Annotated in this window: 14 protein-coding genes and 3 pseudogenes; 15 read left to right on the plus strand and 2 right to left on the minus strand. The window is 69.4% G+C overall.

Annotation, left to right across the window (positions count from 1 at the left end; translation table 11 throughout):
- Positions 1–22 precede the first annotated feature (22 nt).
- The 5 genes and pseudogenes from flgK to OX89_RS00720 all read left to right on the plus strand — a co-directional run bounded on the left by flgK (position 23) and on the right by OX89_RS00720 (position 7,936).
- Positions 23–2,074 (plus strand): flagellar hook-associated protein FlgK, encoded by a 2,052-nt coding sequence (gene flgK, locus OX89_RS00700; RefSeq protein ID WP_047349186.1) that lies wholly within the window; start codon positions 23–25, stop codon positions 2,072–2,074.
- A gap of 11 nt (positions 2,075–2,085) precedes the next feature.
- Positions 2,086–3,471, plus strand: coding sequence for a flagellar hook-associated protein FlgL (gene flgL / locus OX89_RS00705; RefSeq protein ID WP_047349187.1), 1,386 nt, complete (start codon positions 2,086–2,088; stop codon positions 3,469–3,471).
- Between the two features lie 88 nt (positions 3,472–3,559).
- Positions 3,560–4,801 (plus strand): HDOD domain-containing protein, encoded by a 1,242-nt coding sequence (locus OX89_RS00710; RefSeq protein WP_047349188.1) that lies wholly within the window; start codon positions 3,560–3,562, stop codon positions 4,799–4,801.
- 70 nt (positions 4,802–4,871) lie between these two features.
- A pseudogene (locus OX89_RS00715) lies at positions 4,872–6,277 on the plus strand (sodium-dependent transporter).
- A 180-nt stretch (positions 6,278–6,457) separates the two neighbouring features.
- Entirely contained in the window at positions 6,458–7,936 is a 1,479-nt protein-coding gene (locus OX89_RS00720; protein ID WP_047349189.1) for a DUF6306 domain-containing protein, read from the plus strand.
- Between the two features lie 49 nt (positions 7,937–7,985).
- On the opposite strand, the gene OX89_RS00725 is transcribed toward OX89_RS00720, so the two are convergent.
- Complete coding sequence (locus OX89_RS00725; RefSeq protein WP_047349190.1) at positions 7,986–9,443, minus strand: PLP-dependent aminotransferase family protein; 1,458 nt, start codon at positions 9,441–9,443, stop codon at positions 7,986–7,988.
- Between the two features lie 144 nt (positions 9,444–9,587).
- Here OX89_RS00725 and OX89_RS00730 point away from each other — a divergent pair, with 144 nt between their 5' ends.
- From OX89_RS00730 to OX89_RS00775, 10 genes and pseudogenes are all read left to right on the plus strand, one after another.
- Positions 9,588–10,187, plus strand: coding sequence for a LysE family translocator (locus tag OX89_RS00730; RefSeq protein ID WP_011806930.1), 600 nt, complete (start codon positions 9,588–9,590; stop codon positions 10,185–10,187).
- Between the two features lie 68 nt (positions 10,188–10,255).
- The gene (locus OX89_RS00735) at positions 10,256–11,200 is read left to right on the plus strand and encodes a DMT family transporter (RefSeq protein ID WP_047349191.1); all 945 of its coding nucleotides are present in this window, start codon (positions 10,256–10,258) and stop codon (positions 11,198–11,200) included.
- A gap of 165 nt (positions 11,201–11,365) precedes the next feature.
- On the plus strand, positions 11,366–12,544 hold the full coding sequence (locus tag OX89_RS00740) for a PLP-dependent aminotransferase family protein (RefSeq protein ID WP_199856183.1): 1,179 nt from the start codon (positions 11,366–11,368) through the stop codon (positions 12,542–12,544).
- Between the two features lie 117 nt (positions 12,545–12,661).
- The gene (locus OX89_RS00745) at positions 12,662–13,537 is read left to right on the plus strand and encodes a PhzF family phenazine biosynthesis protein (RefSeq protein WP_015914380.1); all 876 of its coding nucleotides are present in this window, start codon (positions 12,662–12,664) and stop codon (positions 13,535–13,537) included.
- Positions 13,534–14,511 carry a threonine dehydratase gene (locus tag OX89_RS00750; RefSeq protein WP_047349193.1) on the plus strand — a complete coding sequence of 326 codons (978 nt, stop codon included), beginning with the start codon at positions 13,534–13,536 and terminating at the stop codon, positions 14,509–14,511. The genes OX89_RS00745 and OX89_RS00750 overlap by 4 nt, the downstream gene beginning before the upstream one ends.
- 174 nt (positions 14,512–14,685) lie before the next feature.
- Positions 14,686–15,774: a cyclase family protein gene (locus tag OX89_RS00755; protein WP_047349198.1), complete on the plus strand. Its 1,089-nt coding sequence runs from the start codon at positions 14,686–14,688 to the stop codon at positions 15,772–15,774.
- 33 nt (positions 15,775–15,807) lie between these two features.
- Positions 15,808–16,371 (plus strand): annotated as a pseudogene (locus tag OX89_RS00760) (ABC transporter substrate-binding protein); the annotation flags it as partial.
- A gap of 268 nt (positions 16,372–16,639) precedes the next feature.
- Positions 16,640–17,335 (plus strand): annotated as a pseudogene (locus OX89_RS00765) (ABC transporter substrate-binding protein); the annotation flags it as partial.
- Complete coding sequence (locus OX89_RS00770; RefSeq protein WP_047349194.1) at positions 17,332–18,453, plus strand: SDR family oxidoreductase; 1,122 nt, start codon at positions 17,332–17,334, stop codon at positions 18,451–18,453. The pseudogene OX89_RS00765 and the gene OX89_RS00770, both read left to right, overlap by 4 nt.
- Positions 18,454–18,513: 60 nt before the next feature.
- Entirely contained in the window at positions 18,514–19,185 is a 672-nt protein-coding gene (locus tag OX89_RS00775) for a histidine phosphatase family protein (protein WP_047349195.1), read from the plus strand.
- A gap of 65 nt (positions 19,186–19,250) precedes the next feature.
- On the opposite strand, the gene OX89_RS00780 is transcribed toward OX89_RS00775, so the two are convergent.
- Complete coding sequence (locus OX89_RS00780) at positions 19,251–20,078, minus strand: creatininase family protein (protein ID WP_047349196.1); 828 nt, start codon at positions 20,076–20,078, stop codon at positions 19,251–19,253.
- Between the last annotated feature and the right edge of the window lie 46 nt (positions 20,079–20,124).

A 20,124-nucleotide genomic window follows, 5' to 3' on the forward strand; every position in this document is an offset into this window, starting at 1 on the left:
ATAAGAACCAACGCACTGAACCATGAGTCTTCTGAACGTCGGCGCCCGCGCCCTCCTCGCCAACCAGGTCGCCTTGCAGACCACCGGGCACAACATCGCCAACGTCAGCACGGCCGGATATTCGCGCCAGAACGTGGCGATGGAGACCGTGCAGGGCCAGTTCACCGGCTCAGGCTACATCGGCAACGGCGTGCAGGTGGCGACCATCCTGCGCAATCACAACGAGCTGCTCACGCGCCAGGCCGCGGCCGCACAGGCGGTGCAGGCGGGCGACACCGTGCGCGCCGAGCGCCTCGGCCAGTTGCAGGACGTGTTCCAGGGGGGCACCAGCGGCCTGGGCGCCGCCATCACCGACATGCTGAACTCGCTGGCCGACGTGGTGGCGTCGCCCACCGACATCACGGCACGCACCGTCACGCTCACCCGCATGGACGAGATGGCCGCGCGCATGCGCAGCAGCGCGGAGCAGTTGCAGGAGATCGCATACTCGGTCAACGAGCAGCTGCAGAACGACGCCACGCGCATCAACTCGCTGGCCAAGAGCATCGCGGACGTGAACGAGCAGATCGCCCGCGTGAAGGGCAACGGCCAGACTCCCAACGACCTGCTGGACAAGCGCGACCAGCTGATTCGCGAACTCAACCAGTTCATCCAGACCACGCAGATCCCGGCCGACGATGGCACGGTGGGCGTGTTCGTGGGCGGCAGCCAGGCGCTGGTGCTGGGCGACAAGGCCAGCGAGGTGCTGGTGGCGGAATCCCAGCAGTTCCCGGGAAGCCAGCTCACGCAGCTGTTCTTCAAGCCCGCGGGCGGCGCGCCCGTGGAGTTGAACGAGGGCATGCTGGGCGGCGGTGAAGTGGCCGGCCTGCTGCGCTTTGCCAACCAGGACCTGGCCGAGGGCCGCAACCTGCTGGGGCGCATGGCGCTGGCCATCGGCACCACCATGAACTACCAGCAGTCCATGGGACTGACGCTGGATGGACAGCCGGGCAAACCGCTGTTTACCGTACCCACGAGCGTCAAGGGCCTGTCAGGCAACTCTGCGCTTAATGGCGAGGTCACGTTCACCGATCCGACAAAGTTTGCTGCCTCTGACTACGAGGTGCGTTTCACGCCCTTTGGCACCCCCGAGGCACAAATCATTCGCTTGTCCGACGGACGGACCACGCCTATTGACGATCAGTTCGAATTGGCTCCTCCCAGCAGCGTCACGGTTGATGGTCTGACGTTCACGTTTACCCCTCCTCTGGGCAGCACCAACGAGCGTGTACTGTTCAAGCCCTTTGCCACAGCCGCGGCCAACATGCAAGCCCTGGTGCATTCGCCACGCGAGCTGGCCGCGGCCAACCCGATCAATGCGGCCATGGGTTCGTCCAATGGTGGCTCACTACAACTGGCGGGACTGAAAGCCACGGGCCTGCATTGGGATGGCGCAACGGAAATGATGTCTCCGAGGAGCGACCCCTCGCTTCCCCCATACGACTTGCCTCCATCGGGAGGGGTTACCTTGGAATTTGATGCCAACGGCAAGTTCTCTCTGACAGGCAATCAGAGTGCTCCCGTAGACATGTCGGCGTCCCCGCCAAAGTTGCTAGATGCAACGGTCGATCCGGAAGGGATTTCGTGGTACGAGGGATACACCTCGGGCCAGCGCATTTCTATCGATGGCTGGGAGATCACCCTGCAGGGCACACCCAAGGCGGGCGATAAGGTCACCGTGGACAACGCCCTCGATCCGAAGTACGGCGACTGGTACACCCGCAATGCCGGCAACGCCTCGGCCCTCATGGCGCTGCGCGACGTGAAGATGTTCGACGAATCCACGCTGTCCGACGGCTACGCCGGCCTCATGGCCCAGGTGGGCACACGCACGCAGAGCGCGCAGTACGCGGCCAAGCTCTCGGACTCCATCGCCAGCAACCTGGAGGCGAGCCGCACGGCCGTCTCGGGCGTGAACCTGGACGAGGAGGCCGCGCGGCTGATCCAATACCAGCAGGCCTACCAGGCCTCGGCCAAGATGCTGCAGATTGCGCAGAACATTTTCGATAACCTGATCCAGACCATGGGCCGCTGAAAGGAACCGCCATGAGCAGCTCTTTCTATCGCGTCAGCACCGCCAACATGTACGACGCCACGCTGCGCAACCTCAGCGCACGGCAGAAAACCCTGGTGGACCTGCAGGAGAACCTCACTGCGGGCAAGCGCGTGGTGCGTCCCAGCGACGACCCCGTGGCCGCCGCCCAGGCCGAGCGCGCGCTCACGCGCATCAGCCGCATCCAGACCGAGCAACGCGCGCTGGACGTACAGCGCAACGCCATCGCCCAGGCCGAATCCACGCTGGGCGACGCCGTGGGCCTGGTGCAGGAGATTCGCCAGCTGGTCGTGGCCGCTGGCGGCGGCGCGCTCAAGCCCGAGGACCGCAAGACCTACGCCAACCAGATCCAGAGCCTGCGCGAGCAGCTCACGCAGGTGATCAACCGCAAGGACACCAACGGCGTTCCCCTGCTGGGCGCGCTGGGCAGTGCGCTGGAGCCTTTTGCCGGACCACTCTCGGGCGCCACAGACTATAAATTTGACGGTCTGGCCGGCCAGGCGGCCAGCGGTAACACATCGATCCCCACCACCGTGGACGGGCATTCTGCGTTGATGTTCGACCCCAAGCGTGACGGCATCTACAACGCCGCCATTTCCAGCACCGACCCGGCATACCCCCAGGACGGGCGCCGCTTCGGTACCGACGCCGTGCAGGTCACCAATGCACATCTGCTGCAGCAGCCGCCGCCGACCGTGCCGCCCGCACCCCCGGCCCCCCCCTATACCTATACCGTCGCCTTCACTGGCGTGACGCTGAATAAGAACCCCGACGGCAGCTACGACGGCACCTACGACGCCAACTACGTCATCAGCAGCACCAACCCCGCCTACACCTCGCCAGGCACGCAGTCCGTGACCGGGCTGAAGGCCGACCAGCTCGCCACCATCCCCGTCAGCATCAACGACCCCGGGGGCGCCACGCTCAAGTTCAACATCAGCGCCACGCCCACCACGAACCCGGTCAAACTCCCGCCGGACAACCTGGTGTTCTCCCCCGCGCCGGGCGACACCGTGACACTATCCGCCAGCCCCAGCATCGCCAGCGCCATCGACGCGGCCATCCGCGACATCGGCGGCGCGGCCAACAACAACGCCGCCGCCCAGGCCGTGGGCCAGGCGCTGGCCAATATCGACGCCGGCCTGGAGCGCCTGCACAACATGCGCGGCTATGCGGGCGAGCTGCTCAACCGCGCCGACCGTATCACCGGCGACCAGGAAAACCGCTCCATCCAGCTCGAAGCCGACCGATCGCGCGCCCAGGACCTGGACATGGTCAAGGGCATCTCGGATTTCCAGAACGCCAGCGTGGGCTACGAGGCCGCGCTCAAGTCCTACGCGCAGGTGCAGCGCCTGTCGCTCTTCAATTTCATCAGCTGACGCCGCGCACGCAGGGTTTCGCCACGTGCGCGCCCGCGCGACTGGCGTGACAATGGCCGGCATCCCGCTCTGACCACACTTCTACCCCATGGTCCAATCCGTTCTTGGCAGCCTGGTGCTGGGCTACCGGCCCCTCTGGAATGCCGCGCGCCGGCTGGCCGGCATCCAGCTGTACGTTCACAGCGAGGGCGCCACCCTGGTGGATGCGCCGCACCTGCTGCGCACCATCCAGGAACTGTGGACCTCCAGCTCGCCGCCGCTGCTGCTGTCCGCTCGCTCGCAGCAGCTGCTGGTGGACCTGCTGGAGCATGCCCCTCGCGGCGCGCCCTGGATCGAAGTGCCCCAGGCCTGGCTGGACGTGCCCGCGATCCGCGAGCGCGCGCGCCAGGCCCATGCCCGCGGCCTGCGCCTGGTGTGGCGCGGCGAGCTGGACCACCTGCCCGACGCCGATACCGCGCGGCTGTTCGACAACAGCCTGCTGCACCTGTCCAGCAGCGACGCCGTGCAGGCCCTGCAGGCCGCCGCTGCGGGGCGCAGCGATGCCAGCCCCCGTGCCGCCGGCCAGCGCAGTCCACTGATCGCCGGGCAGATGTATGACAACGTGGCCAGCCGCGCGCTGCTCACGCACTGCCTGGACGAAGGCGGCGCGCTGGCCGTGGCCGGCTGGCCCGTGGAGGACGTGCTCTACAGCCTGCGCCATCGCCAGCCCCAGCCCGCGCACGAGGTGGTGCTCAAGCTCATGAAGGCCATCGACGACGAGCAGTCCATCGACCGCTTCGAGCAGATCCTGGGCGAGGACCCGCTGCTGGCCTACCGCTTCATGGTCTACACCAACTCCGCTGCGCTCGGCCTGTCCACCGGCGTGGATTCGCTGCGCCGCGGTCTGGTGATGATGGGCTACGGCTCGCTGGGGCGCTGGCTGGCCGACCAGTTGCCGCACGCTGCCACCGAACCCGATCTGCGCCCCATCCGCGCCAGCATGGTGCTGCGCGCGCGCCTGACCGAGCACCTGCTGGACGCTGGCGTGGGCAAAGACCTGCGCCGCGAGGTGTACCTGAGCGGCCTGTTCTCGCAGCTGGACGAGGTGCTGCGCGAGCCTCTGGGCACCATCCTGCGCCGCGTGCCGCTGTCCGAGCGGGTGTACGACGCCGCGGTGCTGCGCACCGGCCCCTACGCCCCCAGCCTGGAGATGGCCTGCGCGCTGGAGAGCGACGACGCGGGCGCCATCCGCCAGCTGTGCGAGACGCATGAGCTGGAGCTGGAATACGTCAACCGCGCGCTGCTGCGCGTGCTGTCCGAGCTGGTGGTGGAGCGCCCGCACGCGCACTGATGGCGACTCACGGCCCGTGGTGTTTTTGGGCCGTAGCGCACAATCCAGGCGCGCAGACCACTATCAAATCATGAGCAAATCCGGCCCTTCAAGCACCGACGCCTCCCGCGCCCACGCAGCCACCAGCCGCGGCGCCTTCTCCTCCAGCCTGGGCGTGCTCGCCGCCACGCTGGGTTCCGCCGTCGGGCTGGGCAACATCTGGAAGTTCCCCTCGCTCACCGGGGCCAACGGCGGCGCGGGCTTTCTGCTGATCTACCTGCTCTCGACGCTGTTCATCGGCCTGCCGCTCATGGTGGCCGAGATCGCCATCGGCCGCCAGGCGCGCGCCAATCCCATCTCTGCGCTGCGCCAGTTGCAGCCCCGCGGCGCGCCGTGGTGGCTGATCGGCGTGGCAGGCATGGCGGCGGCGTTCCTGATCATGGCGTTCTATTCCGAGGTCGTCGCCTGGGTGTTCGCCTACGTGGCCAAGGCCCTGTCGGGCAGCCTGCTGTCCAGCGACCCGGTGCAGACGCAGGCCAGCTTCGACGCCCTGGTGCGGGACCCGGTGCAGGCGCTGCTGTGGCAGTGGGTGGTGCTGGCCTTCATCGGCGGCATCCTGCTGCTGGGCGTCACCCGCGGCATCGAGGCGCCACCAAACGGCTGATGCCGCTGCTGTTCCTGCTGCTGGTGCTGCTGGGCGGCTACAGCCTGACGCTGCCCGGCGCGGGCCAGGCGCTGTCGTTCCTGTTCGCGCCCGAGTGGCACAAGATCACGCCCGCGGTGGTGCTGACCGCCATGGGCCTGGCGTTCTTCAAGCTGTCCATCGGCATGGGCACGATGATGACCTACGGCAGTTACTTCACCGCCGAGCAGAACATCCCGGCCACCGCCACGCGCGTGATGCTGGCCGACCTGTCGGTGTCGCTGCTGGCGGGCATGGCGATCTTCCCCGCGGTGTTCAGCTTCGGCTTCCAGCCGTCGGCGGGGCCATCCCTGGTGTTCATCACGATCCCCGCGGTGTTCGCGCAGATGCCGGGTGGCTCGGTGCTGCTGGCGGCGTTCTTCCTCCTCACCGCCATCGCCGCGACCGGCGCCATGCTCTCCCTGATGGAGGTGCCGGTCGTCATCCTGCACGAGCGCTGGGGCCTGAGCCGGCCCCGGGCCACGCTGCTCACGCTGCTGATCCTGGGGCTGCTGGGCGCGGGCTGCGCCCTGAGCCAGAGCACGCTGGCCGCCTTCCAGCCGGGCGGGCGCACCCTGTTCGACTGGGCGGACTACCTCTCGTCCAACCTGCTGCTGCCCGCGGGGGGCATCGCCATCGCGCTCTTCGTCGGCTGGGCCTGGGGCGAGCGCGCATTCGCGGCGCAACTCTCCAACCACGGGCAGTTGGGCAACCAGGGGCTGGCCCGCGTCGTGAGCCTGCTGCTGCGCTGGGTCACGCCGGTGCTGATCCTGCTGGTCATGCTCGCGGGGCTGGGGGTGTTCTCCGGCGCGTGACGGCGCGGCACCTCGGCGTTTTGAGCTAAAACACCGCGCAACCCTTTCCTGGCGAGCGCAAGCAGCTAGTTTTTTCATAGCGCACGCCATCCATGGCGCCGGCATGGCCTTTGCGCCGTGCGTGGCGCAGGACGCATGATGGCCTGCTCTTCCATAGCCGCCAGCCCACAGGAGAACTCCATGCACGACGCCCCGCCCGCCACCCCCCTGTGCCGCCTGCTGGGCTGCCGCCTGCCGCTGGTGCTCGCGGGTATGGGCGGCGTGTCGCGCAGCGAACTGGTGACTGCGGTGACCGAGGCCGGCGGGTTCGGCTTCCTGGGCATGGTGCGCGAGCCGCTGGCGCTGATCGAGCGCGAGGTGGCGCAGGTGCGCCAGCGCACGGCCTTGCCCTTCGGCGTGAACCTGATCCCCGCGGCCACGCCCGCGCCCCTGCTGCGCGCGCAGGTGGACCTGCTGATCGCGCTGCAGGTGCCCGTGGTCAGCCTGTTCTGGGACGTGGATGCCGGCGTGATCGCGCGGCTGCGCGCAGCGGGCATCACCGTGGTGCACCAGATCGGCTCCGCAGCCGAGGCGCTGCAGGCGCAGGAGGCCGGCGCGCAGGCGCTCATCGCGCAGGGCGTGGAGGCCGGCGGCCATGTGCGCGGGCGCCAGCCGCTGGCCGAGCTGTTGTCCGAGGTACTGGCGATGGCCAGCGTCCCCGTGGCCGCCGCGGGCGGCCTGGCCGATGGGCAGGGCGTGGCGCGCGTACTGGCCCAGGGCGCGCAGGCCGCGGTGCTGGGGACCGCCTTGATGGCCACGCATGAGTCCTTCGCCCACGACGCGCACAAGCAGCGGCTGGTGGCCGCGCAGGCCGGCGACACCGTGCTGACCGAGGACTTCCACATCAACTGGCCGCCCCACGCCGCGGTGCGTGTGCTGGCCAACAGCGTCACGCGGCGCGAGCGCGGCGACCCGTTCGCCGCCACAAGCGACATCCCACGCACGGTGATCGGCGACGAGGAAGGCCGGCCCATCTACCTGTTCAGCACCGACTCGCCGCTGCGCTCCATGACCGGCGACTTCGAGGCCATGGCGCTGTACGCCGGCCAGGGTGTGGGGCGCATCACGGCCATCGAACCCGCGGGCGAGCGGCTGCGCCGCATCGCCGCCGAGGCCGCCGCACACCTGCGGCTGCTGAACGACACGCCCGTGGCCGTGGCGTCGCCCGTGTGCTACGCGGGGGATGCGGAGCGCGAGCGCCACGCCCCACTCATCGCGCGGCTGGACGAGCTGCTGGAGGCCGAGCGCGCCGGCGCGCGCGTGGCGCTGCGCAGCCGCACCGAAACCGAGGACGAAGCGCTGCGCGCGCTGATCGACGCCATCCACCGCGACGAAGTGAAGTGGTGCGGCATGCTGATGCGCGCCATCCGCACGCTGGAGGGCACGCCCGGCAGCCGCACGGGCGACTTCTACGACAAGGCCATGGCCGTGCCCGACCTGCGCGAGCGCCTGGCCTTCCTCAACCGCGGCCAGGGCTGGGTGGCCAAGAAGCTGCGTGAACTGCTGCCGCTGGTGGACGATGCGGGCATCCGCGCCGGGCTGCAAGAGATGCTGCAGGCACACGTGGACAACCTGGACAAGGTGAACACCGCCTTGGGGCTCACGCCGCCGCGGCGTTGACGCCAGCGCTACGTAAAAGAGAGCTGCTTGCGCTTGCCCATCAAGCGCTTCAGCCCGATTGGACCACTCTCTTCCACGTGCGCCAGAACGCCGGGTCCTGCGTGGTGCAGAAGTTGATGCGCATCAGCGTGCAGGGGCGGCGCGTGGCGTGGAACAGCGCGCCGGGCGCGATGAGGTAGCCCTCGTCCAGCATGCGCTGGGCCAGCATGTCGGTGTCCACGCCGGTTTCCACCCAACCGAACATGCCCGCGGGCTCGGCGGCAAAGCTGCAGCCCGCCTCCAGCGCCAGTTGCACGCTGCGCGCGCGGGCCTGCGCCAGGCGCAGCCGCATGCGGTCGGCATGGCGGCGCAGCTGGCCCTGCTCGATGCACAGCGCGAGGGCCTTTTCCAGCAGCGAGGGCGTGGTCAGCGTGGACAGCAGCTTGGTGTCCAGCAGCCGCTCCACCAGGTCGGGCGGCGCGGCCAGGTAGCCCACGCGCCAGTTGGGCGCCAAGATCTTGGCGAAGCCGCTCACGTAGATGGTGCGGCGCAGCCCGTCCAACGCCGTGAGGCGCGTGGCGTGATCGGCGGCGATGTGGCCGTAGGTGTCGTCCTCGACCACGTGGAAGTTGTACTGCTGCGCCAGCTGCAGCACCTGGTGCGCGCTGCCCGGCGACAGGCTGTAGCCCGTGGGGTTGTGCAGCACGCTCACGCTCACGAACAGCTTGGGCGCATGCAGCTCGCAGTAGCGCGCCATGACGGCGAGGTCCGGCCCCTCGGGGCCGCGCGGCACGGGCAGCACGCGCATGCCCAGCGCGTCCAGGCGCGCGAACTCCACCGACCAGCCGGGCTCCTCCACCATCACCGGGTCGCCCGCCTTGAGCAGCGTGCGGCTCACGATGTCCAGCGCCTGCGTGGCGCCCACGGTGGTCATGATCTGATCGGGCTGGGCGTGGATGTTGATGTCAGCCATGCGCTGCGCCAGCGCCTCGCGCAGCGCGGGCTCGCCCATGGGCTCGCCGTAGCTCAGCGAGCCGTCGCGCAGCGCGCTGCTGCCGGTGATCTTGCGCACCGCGGCGCCCATGAAGCGCGCCTCGTCCAGCCAGCCGATGGGCAGCACGCCCGCACCGGGCTGGGGCTTGCTCGACGCCTGGTGGAACATGCCGCGGATCAGCGCCGTGGCGTTGATGTGCGAGCCCGACAGGCGCATGCCCACACCGGCCAGCGGCGACGCATTTTTTGCTCCTTTTGTAGGAGCTGTCAGCGCTTGCCCATCGGGCGTCAGGGCCTGTTTTTGCACAAAATCGCGCACGAAGAAGCCACGCTGGCGCCGGGCCTCCACCAGCCCCTGGGCCAGCAGCTTGTCGTAGGCTGCCACCACGGTGTAGGGGCTCACGCCCTGCTGGCGCGCGCATTCGCGCACCGACGGCAGGCGCGCGCCCGCGGGCAGCAGCCGCGCGCGGATGCGCTCGGCAAAGCGCTCGGCGAGCTGTTCGGTCAGGGTGCGGTCGGGGGTGCGGGTCAGCATGGAGGCGTTTCCTGAGCCGGCACTGTGCCAATGCAATTGCCGATACAGTGCATGAAATTGTGGGGTTTGACTGTATTGGTACTGTAATGGACTTTGCCCCTACAGTGCATCGCATAACTTCATTCCCAACGATGGACCCCACCCATGCCCCTGGTTGAATTCACCGCCCTGCTGGTGCTGGCCACCGCCATGAGCTTTACCCCCGGGCCCAACACCACCCTCTCCACCGCGCTGGCCGCCAACCGCGGCCTGCCCGCCGCCATGCGCTTCGTGGTGGCGGTGCCCGTGGGCTGGAGCCTGCTGCTGGTGCTGTGCGCCGCCGGGCTGGGTGCGGTGGTGGTGGCGGTGCCGGCGCTGCGCTGGGCCATCAAGGCCCTGGGCATCGGCTACCTGCTGTGGCTCGCGTTCAAGCTGTCGAACACGGGCCGTCTGTCCGAGGCCGATGCGGCACGCCTGTCGGTGGGCTTCTGGCAGGGCGTGGCGCTGCAGTTCGTGAACATCAAGGCCTGGCTGCTCGCGCTGACCATCGTGGCCGGCTGGGTCATCGGGCGCGACGACAGCCTGCAGCGCATGGCCGTGGTGCTGCCGGCAATGGCCTTCTTCGCACTGACCAGCAACTTCACCTACGCGGCCACGGGTGCGCTGCTGCGCCACTGGCTGGCCCACGGACAGCGCCTGCTGTGGTTCAACCGCGCCATGGCGGTGGTGCTGCTGGCCACGGCGCTGTGGATGGTGGCCGCATGAGACCGGCGCATCCTCATTGGTCGAAAGGCCGCGGAGCAGGCCAAGCCAGCGGACGCCGTGGAGCTGGCTTGGCCAGGCCACCGGCGGCGTCCCCCTGGAGGGGGAAGGCGCGAAGCGACTCAGGGGGTGATTCGGAATCACGCGGCCTGCTGCTGGGCTTGCTGGGCGTGGCGATCTTCGCGCTCACCCTGCCCATGACGCGCCTGGCCGTCGGCACGCCCGAGGCACCGCTGATGTCCGGCCTGTTCCTGGCCATGGGCCGCGCGGCAGTGGCCGGGCTGCTGTCGGCCGCGCTGCTGCTGTGGCAGCGCGCGCCATTGCCGCGGCGCGGCGACTGGTGGCCGCTGGCCGTGACGGCGCTGGGCGTGGTGTTCGGCTTTCCGCTGCTCACCTCCATCGCCATGCGCTACGTGGGCGCCGTGCACGCGGCCGTGATCATCGGCCTGCTGCCGCTGGCGACCGCCACCGCGGGCGCGCTGCTGCACCGCCAGCGGCCGTCTGCCGCGTTCTGGGCCTGCGCGCTGCTGGGCTCGGCGCTGGTGGTGGTGTTCGCGGTGCTGCGCTCGGGCCGGCAGGGCCTGTCGCTGCATCCGGCCGATCTGCTGCTGATGGCCGCCGTGGCCTGCGCCGCCGTGGGCTACGCCTGGGGCGGGCGGCTGGCGCAGCACATGCGCGCCGATGCGGTGATCTGCTGGGCCCTGGTGCTGTCGCTGCCCGTATCGCTGCCGCTGGCCTGGCTGGCATGGCCGCAGGCGGCGGTGCCTGCCGCCGCCTGGGGCGGTTTTGCCTACGTGGCGGTGTTTTCGATGTGGCTGGGCTTCTTCGCCTGGTACCGCGGCCTGGCCCTGGGCGGCACGGTGCGGGTGAGCCAGGTGCAACTGGCCCAGCCGTTCATGAGCATGCTGTTTGCCGTGCCGCTGCTGGGCGAGTCGCTGGACGCGGTGAGCGTGTCGTTTGGCCTGGCAGTGCTGGCCACCGTGGCCCTGGGGCGGCGCATGCCGGTGCGCCGGTGAACCGCCGCCCCGTGAAAACCCTGGACCCGGCGCCGCGCCCCTCGGGCGGTGCGCCGTTGCCGTATGCTGCGCGCGCTGCCCCACCCGCAGGGCCGCACACCGCCGCACAACGGCATTTCTGAGTGGATAGACGGCGCGCAGCAGCGCGCCATTGGAGATAAACGAATGACGAACTGGACCCTGGCCGCACGCGCCGAAAAGATGAACCCCTCGGTGATCCGGGAAATCCTGAAGGTGACCGAGAAGCCCGGCATCATCAGCCTGGCCGGCGGGCTGCCTTCGCCCAAGACCTTCCCAATCGAATCCTTCGCCGCCGCGGCCGCTTCCGTGCTGGCCACCGACGGCGCATCGGCGCTGCAGTACGCGGCCAGTGAGGGCTATACCCCGCTGCGCGAGGCCATTGCCGCATTCCTGCCCTGGGACGTGCACCCCGACCAGGTGCTGATCACCACCGGATCGCAGCAGGCGCTGGACCTGATCGGCAAGGTGCTCATCGACGCGGGCAGCCGCGTGCTGGTGGAAACGCCCACCTACCTGGGCGCGCTGCAGGCCTTCGCGCCCATGGAACCCCAGGTGGTGTCGGTGGCCAGCGACAGCGAGGGCGTGCTGATCGACGACCTGGCGGCCAAGGCCGGCAGCGGCGCGGACAAGGCGCGCTTCCTGTACGTGCTGCCCAACTTCCAGAACCCCACGGGCCGCACCATGAGCGAAGCCCGCCGCGAGGCCCTGGTGGCCCAGGCCGCCGCGCTGAACCTGCCGCTGGTGGAAGACAACCCCTATGGCGACCTGTGGTTCGACCAGGCGCCCCCCCAACCCCTGACGGCGCGCAACCCCGAGGGCTGCATCTACATGGGTTCGTTCTCCAAGGTGCTGGCCCCCGGCCTGCGCCTGGGCTACGTCGTCGCACCGCGCCAGATGTACCCCAAGCTGCTGCAGGCCAAGCAGGCGGCCGACCTGCACACGCCCAGCTTCAACCAGCGCCTGGTGTCCGAGGTCATCAAGAACGGCTTCCTGGACCGCCACGTGCCCACCATCCGCCAGCTCTACAAGGAGCAGTGCCAGGCCATGGTGGCTGCGCTGGAGCAGGAGATGCAGGGCCTGGGCGTGACCTGGAACCGCCCCGACGGCGGCATGTTCCTGTGGCTGCGCCTGCCCGAAGGCATGAGCGCGCTGCAACTGCTGCCGCGCGCGGTGGAGTGCAACGTGGCCTTCGTGCCCGGCGCGGCCTTCTACGCCGACCAGCCGGACGACCGCACGCTGCGCCTGTCCTTCGTGACGGCCTCGCAGGGCCAGATCCGCACCGCGATTGCCGCGCTGGCCGCCGCCATCCGCGAAGCGGCCTGACGCCCTTCAAACCCTGACCTTCCCGCGCGGGAAGGTGGCTGCAGCCCTGCGCACGCGCAAGTGCCGCCGCCGCCGCATGCCCGCCCCATCCTCTATCACCACCACCGGAGCCGTTCCATGCGCCTGCGCCCGTTCCAGCAAGTCGATGTCTTCACCGCTACGCCCTACCTCGGCAACCCGCTGGCCGTGGTGCTGGACGGCGAGGGCCTGTCCACCGAGGAGATGCAGCGGTTCACCAACTGGACCAACCTGTCCGAGGCCACCTTCGTGCTGCCGCCCACGCCTGAAGGGCATGCGGCCGGCGCGGACTACCGCGTGCGCATCTTCTGCCCCGGGCGCGAGCTGCCCTTTGCCGGCCACCCCACGCTGGGCACCTGCCACGCCTGGCTGCAGGCCGGCGGCCAGCCGCGCGCCACGGGGCGCATCGTGCAGGAATGCGGCGTGGGGCTGGTCACACTGCGGCGCGACGGCGAGCAGCTTGCCTTTGCCGCGCCGCCGCTCGTCAAGAGCGGCCCGCTGGCCGAGGACGATGTGCAGCTCATCGCACGCGGCCTGGGCGTGGCGCGCGACGACATCGTGGCGCATGCCTGGTGCGACAACGGCCCTAACTGGCGCGGCGTGATGCTGCGCTCGGCCGAGCAGGTACTCGGGCTCAGGCCCGACGGCGCGGTACTGGCCGGGCTGGACGTTGGCGTGGTGGGGCCGCGCGGCAAGGTCGGCGTGGTGGGTGCCAGCGATGCCGAGGGCATCGCGTTCGAAGTGCGCGCCTTCTTCCCGGGCAACAACGGTCTGGCGGAAGACCCCGTCACCGGCAGCCTGAACGCGGCGCTGGCGCAATGGCTCATCGGCGCGGGCCTGGCGCCCAGCCGCTATGTGGCCAGCCAGGGTACGGCGCTGGGCCGCGCCGGGCGCGTGCATGTGCAGCAGGACGGCCCGCAGATCTGGGTGGGCGGCCACTCCGTCACCTGCGTGCGCGGCGAGGTGCGGCTGTGACGCGCGCCGCAGCACCGCTGCCCACGCTGGCCGACATCGAAGCCGCGGCACGCACCGTCTACCAGGAGTTCCAGCCCACGCCGCAGTACCGCTGGGGCCTGCTGGGCGAGCGCCTCGGCACGGAGTGCTGGCTCAAGCACGAGAACCACAACCCGGTGGGCGCGTTCAAGATCCGCGGCGGCCTGACGTACTTCGACCAGCTGGCGCAGCGGGGTGAGCTGCCGCGCGAGGTCATCAGCGCCACGCGCGGCAACCACGGCCAGAGCATCGGCTGGGCCGCGCGACGCCATGGCGTGGCCTGCACCATCGTCGTGCCGCACGGCAATTCGGTGGAGAAGAACGCGGCCATGCGCGCACTGGGCGTGAACCTGGTGGAACACGGCGACGACTTCCAGGCCGCCCGCGAGCACGCTCTGCGGCTGGCCGCCGAACGCGGCGCCCACATGGTGCCCAGCTACCACCCCGACCTGGTGCGCGGCGTGGCCACCTACTGGTGGGAGTTCCTGCGCGCCGTGCCGCACATGGATGTGGCCTATGTGCCCATCGGCCTGGGTTCCGGCGCCTGCGCTGCCGTGGCGGCCAAGCGGGCATTGGGACATGGAGTGCGCCTGGTGGGCGTGGTGAGCTGCCACGCCACCACCTATGCCGACTCGTTCGCCGCGGGCCATGTGGTGGCGTCGCCCGTCAGCACGCAGATCGCCGACGGCCTGGCGGTGCGCATGGCCGACCCGGACGCATTGGCCGTGCTGCTGCCTGAACTGGACCGGGTGGTGCAGGTCAACGATGACGCAGTGGCCGCCGCCATGCGCGCGCTGTTCACGGACACCCACAACGTGGCCGAGGGCGCGGGCGCGGCGGCACTGGCTGCCGCGCTGCAGCAGCGGGAAGCCCTGCGCGGCCAGTGCGTGGGCCTGCCGCTCACAGGCGGGAATGTGGATGCGGCGTTGTTCGCCCGGGTACTGATGGGGCAGTGACTGCGGGTTTCGACCTGCAAAACACGCCGCACGAGGCCGGCCAGAGAACGCCAGGGTTTTCCCGGCGGGTGATTTCAACCAACAAAACTTTCATCGCGGTGTTTGACGCAGCCCTGCCTGCGCCAACACCATTGCTTCCAAGCCGCACCCATCCGCGGCGCTGGAGACACCAATATGCGATGGAGACAACGCCCCGCCGGCTCCAACTGGGGTGACTTCGGGCCCGACGACCAGTTGGGCCGCACCAACCTGATAGGCCCGGAACAGGTGCGCAAGGGCGTGCAGGAAGTGCGCGAGGGCATCAGCCTGTGCCTGTCGCTGCCGCTGGACTACCCCGGCGGCAACGTGCTGAACGCGCGCCGCCTGCCGCCCCAACTGCGCCCCACGCGGCGCGAAGGCATTCCGTACGTCAACTTTCCGCTGGGCCATGTGTACCCCGGCGCCACCGATGTGGTCAGCGACGACCAGGTGCTGCTGTCGTTGCAGTACTCCACGCAATGGGACTCGCTGGCGCATGTGGGCGCGCTGTTCGACCCCGACGGCGATGGCCAGCCGCGCACGGTGTACTACAACGGCTACCGCGGCCACGAGCACATCCTGGGTCCGCAGGACCATGGCATCCCCACGCGCGACGGCGACGGCGCGGCGGCGCGTTACCAGCCCGTGTGCTGCGCCGGCCGCGCGCCGGACGAGAGCGTGGCCCGCGCGCTGGGCGTGGAGCACCTGGCCGTGAAGGGCATGCAGGGGCGCGGCGTGCTGGTGGACCTGGAGCGCGCCTACGGCACCGACTTCCGCGACATCGGCTACGACGAACTCATGCGTGCCATGGAGCGCAGCGGCGCCAGCGTGGAGCCCGGCGACATGTTGCTGCTGCGCACCGGCTTTACCGAACTGGTGCTGTCCATGCAGCGCCAGCCCGACGCGCACCGCCTGCACCACAGCTGCGCCGCGCTGGACGGCGGCGACGAAAAGCTGCTGCAGTGGATCACCGACAGCGGCATCGCCGCGCTGATCGCCGACAACTACGCCGTGGAGCGCCACCCGCCACGCCGCGTTCCCGAGGACGGTACGCCCTACCCCGTGCTGCCGCTGCACGAGCACTGCCTGTTCAAGCTGGGCCTGCCGCTGGGCGAGCTGTGGTACCTGAAAGAACTGGCCGACCACCTGCACGCCCTCGGGCGCACCCGCTTCCTGCTCACCGCGCCACCGCTGCGCCTGCCGGGCGCCGTGGGCTCGCCCGTGACCCCCATTGCCACCCTGTGATTCCCCCTACACACACCAACGAAGGAGACAACCATGAACCGCCCCGTCCACCTCACTCCGCGCCCCCTGACCCGCGCCTGCCGCGCGCTGTGCACGGGCCTTGCCCTGCTGGCCGCCACGGCCACCGTCACCGCCCAGGACACGGCAATTTCTGACGACGTGGTGCGCCTGGGCATCCTCACCGACCTGAACGGTCCGTTCGCCGACATCACCGGCCCCGGCAGCGCCGCCGCCATCCAGATGGCCATCGACGACTTCGGCGGCAAGGTAGCGGGCAAGAAGATCGAACTGGTGGTGGCCGATCACCAGAACAAGGCCGACATCGCCTCCAGCAAGGCGCGCGAGTGGTTCGATACCGGCAAGGTGGACGCCATCATGGACGTGGCCGTCTCCGCGCCGGCGCTGGCGGTGCTGGAGGTGGCCAAGCAAAAGCAGAAGGTCGTCATCTTCAACGGCCCCGGCCTGGACCGCCTCACGGGCGACCTGTGCATGCCCAGCACCGTGCACTACGTGTACGACACCTACGCCCTGGCCAACGTAACGGCCAGCGCCATCACCGCACGCGGCGGAAAGGACTGGTTCTTCATCACCGCCGACTAGGGCCTGTTCACACTATTTTTGCCAGTGCGAATGGCGTGAAAACCGCGCCAATCTAGGCGCGTGACGACGCCAAGGCCGGGGCCTTGGCTAGGAGGGCAACGACGAATGGCGCGGTTCTCACTCCGTTCCCTCCGGGTTGCGATCAAAAAGGGCCATTCGCGGCGTTGCCAAGCCTCGCTGGGGTAGCACCCCAGCTTCGTTTGGCGCCTTGCGCCTGGCCCTTTTTGATCGCAACGCATCTGGCAAAAATAGTGTGAACAGGCCCTACGCCTTCGGGCACAGCCTGCAGGAGCAGGCCAGCGCCGTGGTCACGGCCCAGGGCGGCAAGGTGCTGGGCGCGGCCCGCCACCCGATCGCGGCGACCGACTTCGCCTCGTTCCTGATCAGCGCGCAGAACAGCAAGGCCCAGGTCGTGGGCCTGGCCAACGCGGGGGGCGATACGGTGAACACCATCAAGGCCGCGCGCGAGTTCGGCTTGACCACGGGCAAGAACAAACAGACCCTGGCCGGCCTGCTGATGTACATCAACGACATCCACGCCATCGGCCTGCGCACCGCCGGCGGCCTGATGCTGACCGAGGGCTTCTACTGGGACATGAACGACGAGACGCGCGCCTGGTCCAAGCGCTACTTCGAGAAGATGAAGAAGATGCCCAACATGAGCCAGGCGGGCGCCTATTCCTCGACCATGCATTACCTGAAGGCCGTGCAGGCCGCCAAGACCGACGACACGGCCCAGGTCATGGCCAAGATGAAGGCCACGCCCATCAACGACTTCTTCGCCAAGAACGGCCGCATCCGCGAGGACGGCCGCATGGTGCATGACATGTACCTGTTCGAGGTCAAGTCGCAGGCCGAGTCCAAGTACCCGTGGGACTACTACAAGCTCGTGGCCACCGTGCCCGGCGACAAGGCCTTCCTGCCACTGTCGCAGTCCAAGTGCCCCATGGTGAAGAAATGACGAACACCGTACTCGTCGTGGGCGCCACCGGCGTCGTGGGCCAGGCCTGCCTGCGCCACTTCGCCGCCCTGCCCGGCTGGCGCGCCGTGGGCGTGGCGCGCCGCGCCATCGCCCTGCCCGCGGGCGCCACCGCGCTGCAGCTGGACCTGCAGGACGCAGCGGCCTGCCAGGCTGCGCTGGGCGCACGGGACGACATCACCCATGTGGTCTATGCCGCCGTCTATGAGCAGCCCGGGGGCCTCGTGGGCGGCTGGCGCGACCAGGAGCAGATGCGCATCAACCTGCAAATGCTGCGCAACGTGGTCGAGCCGCTGGACCGCCCGGGCGGTGCGCTGCGCCACGTGACCATCATGCAGGGCGGCAAGGCCTACGGCGTGCACATCCACCCGCAGATCGCCGTGCCCGCACGCGAACGCTGGCCGCGCGACCCCCACGAGAACTTCTACTGGCTGCAGGAGGACTTCCTGCGCGAGCGCCAAGCCAAGGGCCCGTGGCACTTCACCATCATGCGCCCGCGCATCGTGTTCGGCGACGCGGCGGGCAGCCACATGAACCCCATCCCGGCCATCGGCGTCTATGCCTGGCTGCGCCATGAACAAGGCCTGCCGCTGGCCTACCCCGGCGGCCCCGCGCGCGTGAATCAGGCCATCGACGCCGACCTGATCGCCCAGGCCTGCGCCTGGGCGGCCGAATCGCCCAACGCACGCAACGAGACCTTCAACCTGGAAAACGGCGACGTGTTCGTCTGGCAGAACGTCTGGCCCACCATCGCCGACGCGCTGGGCATGCCCGTGGGCGAGCCCGAGCCCCAGTCGCTGGCCACCGCGCTGGCCGACCAGCAGCCCGCGTGGGAACGCCTGGTGGACAAGTACCAGCTGGCGGCGCCGCGCGATCTGACCGCCTTCATCGGCCAGGGCGCAGCGTACGCCGACTTCCAGATGAACCACGGCAGGGCCGCCCCGCTGCCGCCGGTGATCATGAGTTCGGTGAAGATCCGCCAGGCGGGCTTTCATGCGTGCATGGACACCGAGGACATGTTCCGCAAATGGTTCGGCCAGTTGCAGCAGCGCCGCCTGCTGCCCACGGCGGCGCAGGCGCGGGCGGCGCTTGCCGCCTAGCGCGCCGCCGGTCGCAGCCGCGACAAGCGCGCGGCAGCGGCCTCGCCACAATTCCAGACCATGGGAACCCTCTACCTCGTGCGCCACGGCCAGGCCTCGTTTGGCGCGGACGACTATGACCAGCTCAGCCCGCGCGGCCATGAGCAGGCGGTGCGCCTGGGCGCGTACTGGCGCGAGCGCGGGCTGCAGTTCGATGCGGTGCTGTGCGGCACGCTGCGGCGCCATGCGCAGACGCTGCAAGGCATCCAGCAAGGGCTGGAGGGCACGCCCGAGCCCCTGCTGATGCCGGGACTCAACGAATACGACAGCCATGCGCTGATCCACTGCGTGCATCCCATGCCGTTGCCGCGCCCTGACACGCCCGAGTTGTACAAGCAGCACTTTCGCCTGCTGTGCGATGCCATGGCGCAGTGGATGGCGGGCACCATCAGCCCGGCGGGCATGCCCTGCTGGGACGATTTCTCTGGCGGGGTGCGCGCGGCGCTGGACCATGTACGGCGCCAGCACACGGGACACAACGTGCTGCTGGTCTCCAGCGGCGGGCCCATCGCCACCGCCGTGGGCGAGGTGCTCTGCACCCCGCCCGAGGTCACGATCGCGCTGAACATGCGCATCCGCAACAGCGCGGTCACGGAGTTCAGCATCAGCCCCAAACGCCTGATGCTGCAGACCTTCAACACGCTGCCGCACCTGGACACGCCCGAACACCGCGGCTGGGCAACGCACGCCTGAGAACGTTTGCTATTGAAAAGTGAGCTGTTAGCGCTTGATGGAAAAGCGCTAGAGCCGATTTTTGCTTAAATTTTTGCCACCGTCTCGGGCGGCAGCGCATGCAGCTCGCCCAGCAACTGGGCCAGCCCCCTTGCGGCAGCCTGCACCATGGCCTGGCCCTGGGTGGCAGTGGCGGCCGCGGCATTGCCAACGGCGCCGGCGGGGTTGTAGTCCTCGATGGCCCAGCCCATCTTGGCGCTCTTGCCGTTGCCCAGCAGCCCGTAGCGCGCCGCGCGGTCCTGCGAGGTCGAGGGGAAATGCTGCGCATGCTCCATGCGCACGGTGGCGGGCGCCAGGTGCAGCATCATGGACGTCTCGATCTCGCCGCCGTGGATGCCGAAGCGGTGCTCCTGCGCAGCAACACGTGCGTTGGTGGCCTCGTCCACCAGGTTGAACCAGCTGCTGCCGTACACCAGCAGCCCGTGGCGCTGGCGCAGCTCGCGCGCCACGATGTCCATGGCCGCCACGTTGCCCCCGTGGCCGTTGAGCAGCAGGAGCTTCTTCACCCCCGCGCGCGCGATGCAGGCGCCCAGCTCGGTCCACAGCGCGATCAGCGTGGCGGGCGACAGCGTGAGCGTGCCGGGGTAGGACAGGTGCTCGGTGGACAGGCCCACGTTCTGCGGCGGCAGCAGCAGCACGGGCAGGTCAGCGCTCAGCAGCGGCAAGGCGGCGTCGATCACGCCGGCCAGCAGCGTGGCATCGACCGACAGCGGCAGGTGCGGCCCATGCTGCTCGACGGCGGCCACGGGCAGCACCGCCACGGTCTGCGCGGCCAGGCCCGAGGCCTGCGCCTGGGCAAAGTCGCGGGCGGACAGATCGGCCCAAAAGCGGGAGGGATATCGCATGCGGGCCATCTTAGCAGGCCGTTGAAAAATCCCCCGCCGACGCCCGCGTTGGCCG

Origin of the sequence: Diaphorobacter sp. J5-51, assembly GCF_001023515.1 — a bacterium.
Taxonomy (GTDB): Bacteria; Pseudomonadota; Gammaproteobacteria; order Burkholderiales; family Burkholderiaceae_C; genus Diaphorobacter; species Diaphorobacter nitroreducens.

What these genes read in the sequence shown, in the direction of transcription:
- flgK (WP_047349186.1), top strand. Translation starts at nt 23, where the DNA reads ATGAGTCTTCTGAACGTCGGCGCCCGCGCCCTCCTCGCCAACCAGGTC.
- flgL (WP_047349187.1), top strand. Translation starts at nt 2,086, where the DNA reads ATGAGCAGCTCTTTCTATCGCGTCAGCACCGCCAACATGTACGACGCC.
- OX89_RS00710 (WP_047349188.1), top strand. Translation starts at nt 3,560, where the DNA reads ATGGTCCAATCCGTTCTTGGCAGCCTGGTGCTGGGCTACCGGCCCCTC.
- OX89_RS00720 (WP_047349189.1), top strand. Translation starts at nt 6,458, where the DNA reads ATGCACGACGCCCCGCCCGCCACCCCCCTGTGCCGCCTGCTGGGCTGC.
- OX89_RS00725 (WP_047349190.1), bottom strand. Translation starts at nt 9,443, where the DNA reads ATGCTGACCCGCACCCCCGACCGCACCCTGACCGAACAGCTCGCCGAG.
- OX89_RS00730 (WP_011806930.1), top strand. Translation starts at nt 9,588, where the DNA reads ATGCCCCTGGTTGAATTCACCGCCCTGCTGGTGCTGGCCACCGCCATG.
- OX89_RS00740 (WP_199856183.1), top strand. Translation starts at nt 11,366, where the DNA reads ATGACGAACTGGACCCTGGCCGCACGCGCCGAAAAGATGAACCCCTCG.
- OX89_RS00745 (WP_015914380.1), top strand. Translation starts at nt 12,662, where the DNA reads ATGCGCCTGCGCCCGTTCCAGCAAGTCGATGTCTTCACCGCTACGCCC.
- OX89_RS00755 (WP_047349198.1), top strand. Translation starts at nt 14,686, where the DNA reads ATGCGATGGAGACAACGCCCCGCCGGCTCCAACTGGGGTGACTTCGGG.
- OX89_RS00770 (WP_047349194.1), top strand. Translation starts at nt 17,332, where the DNA reads ATGACGAACACCGTACTCGTCGTGGGCGCCACCGGCGTCGTGGGCCAG.
- OX89_RS00775 (WP_047349195.1), top strand. Translation starts at nt 18,514, where the DNA reads ATGGGAACCCTCTACCTCGTGCGCCACGGCCAGGCCTCGTTTGGCGCG.
- OX89_RS00780 (WP_047349196.1), bottom strand. Translation starts at nt 20,078, where the DNA reads ATGGCCCGCATGCGATATCCCTCCCGCTTTTGGGCCGATCTGTCCGCC.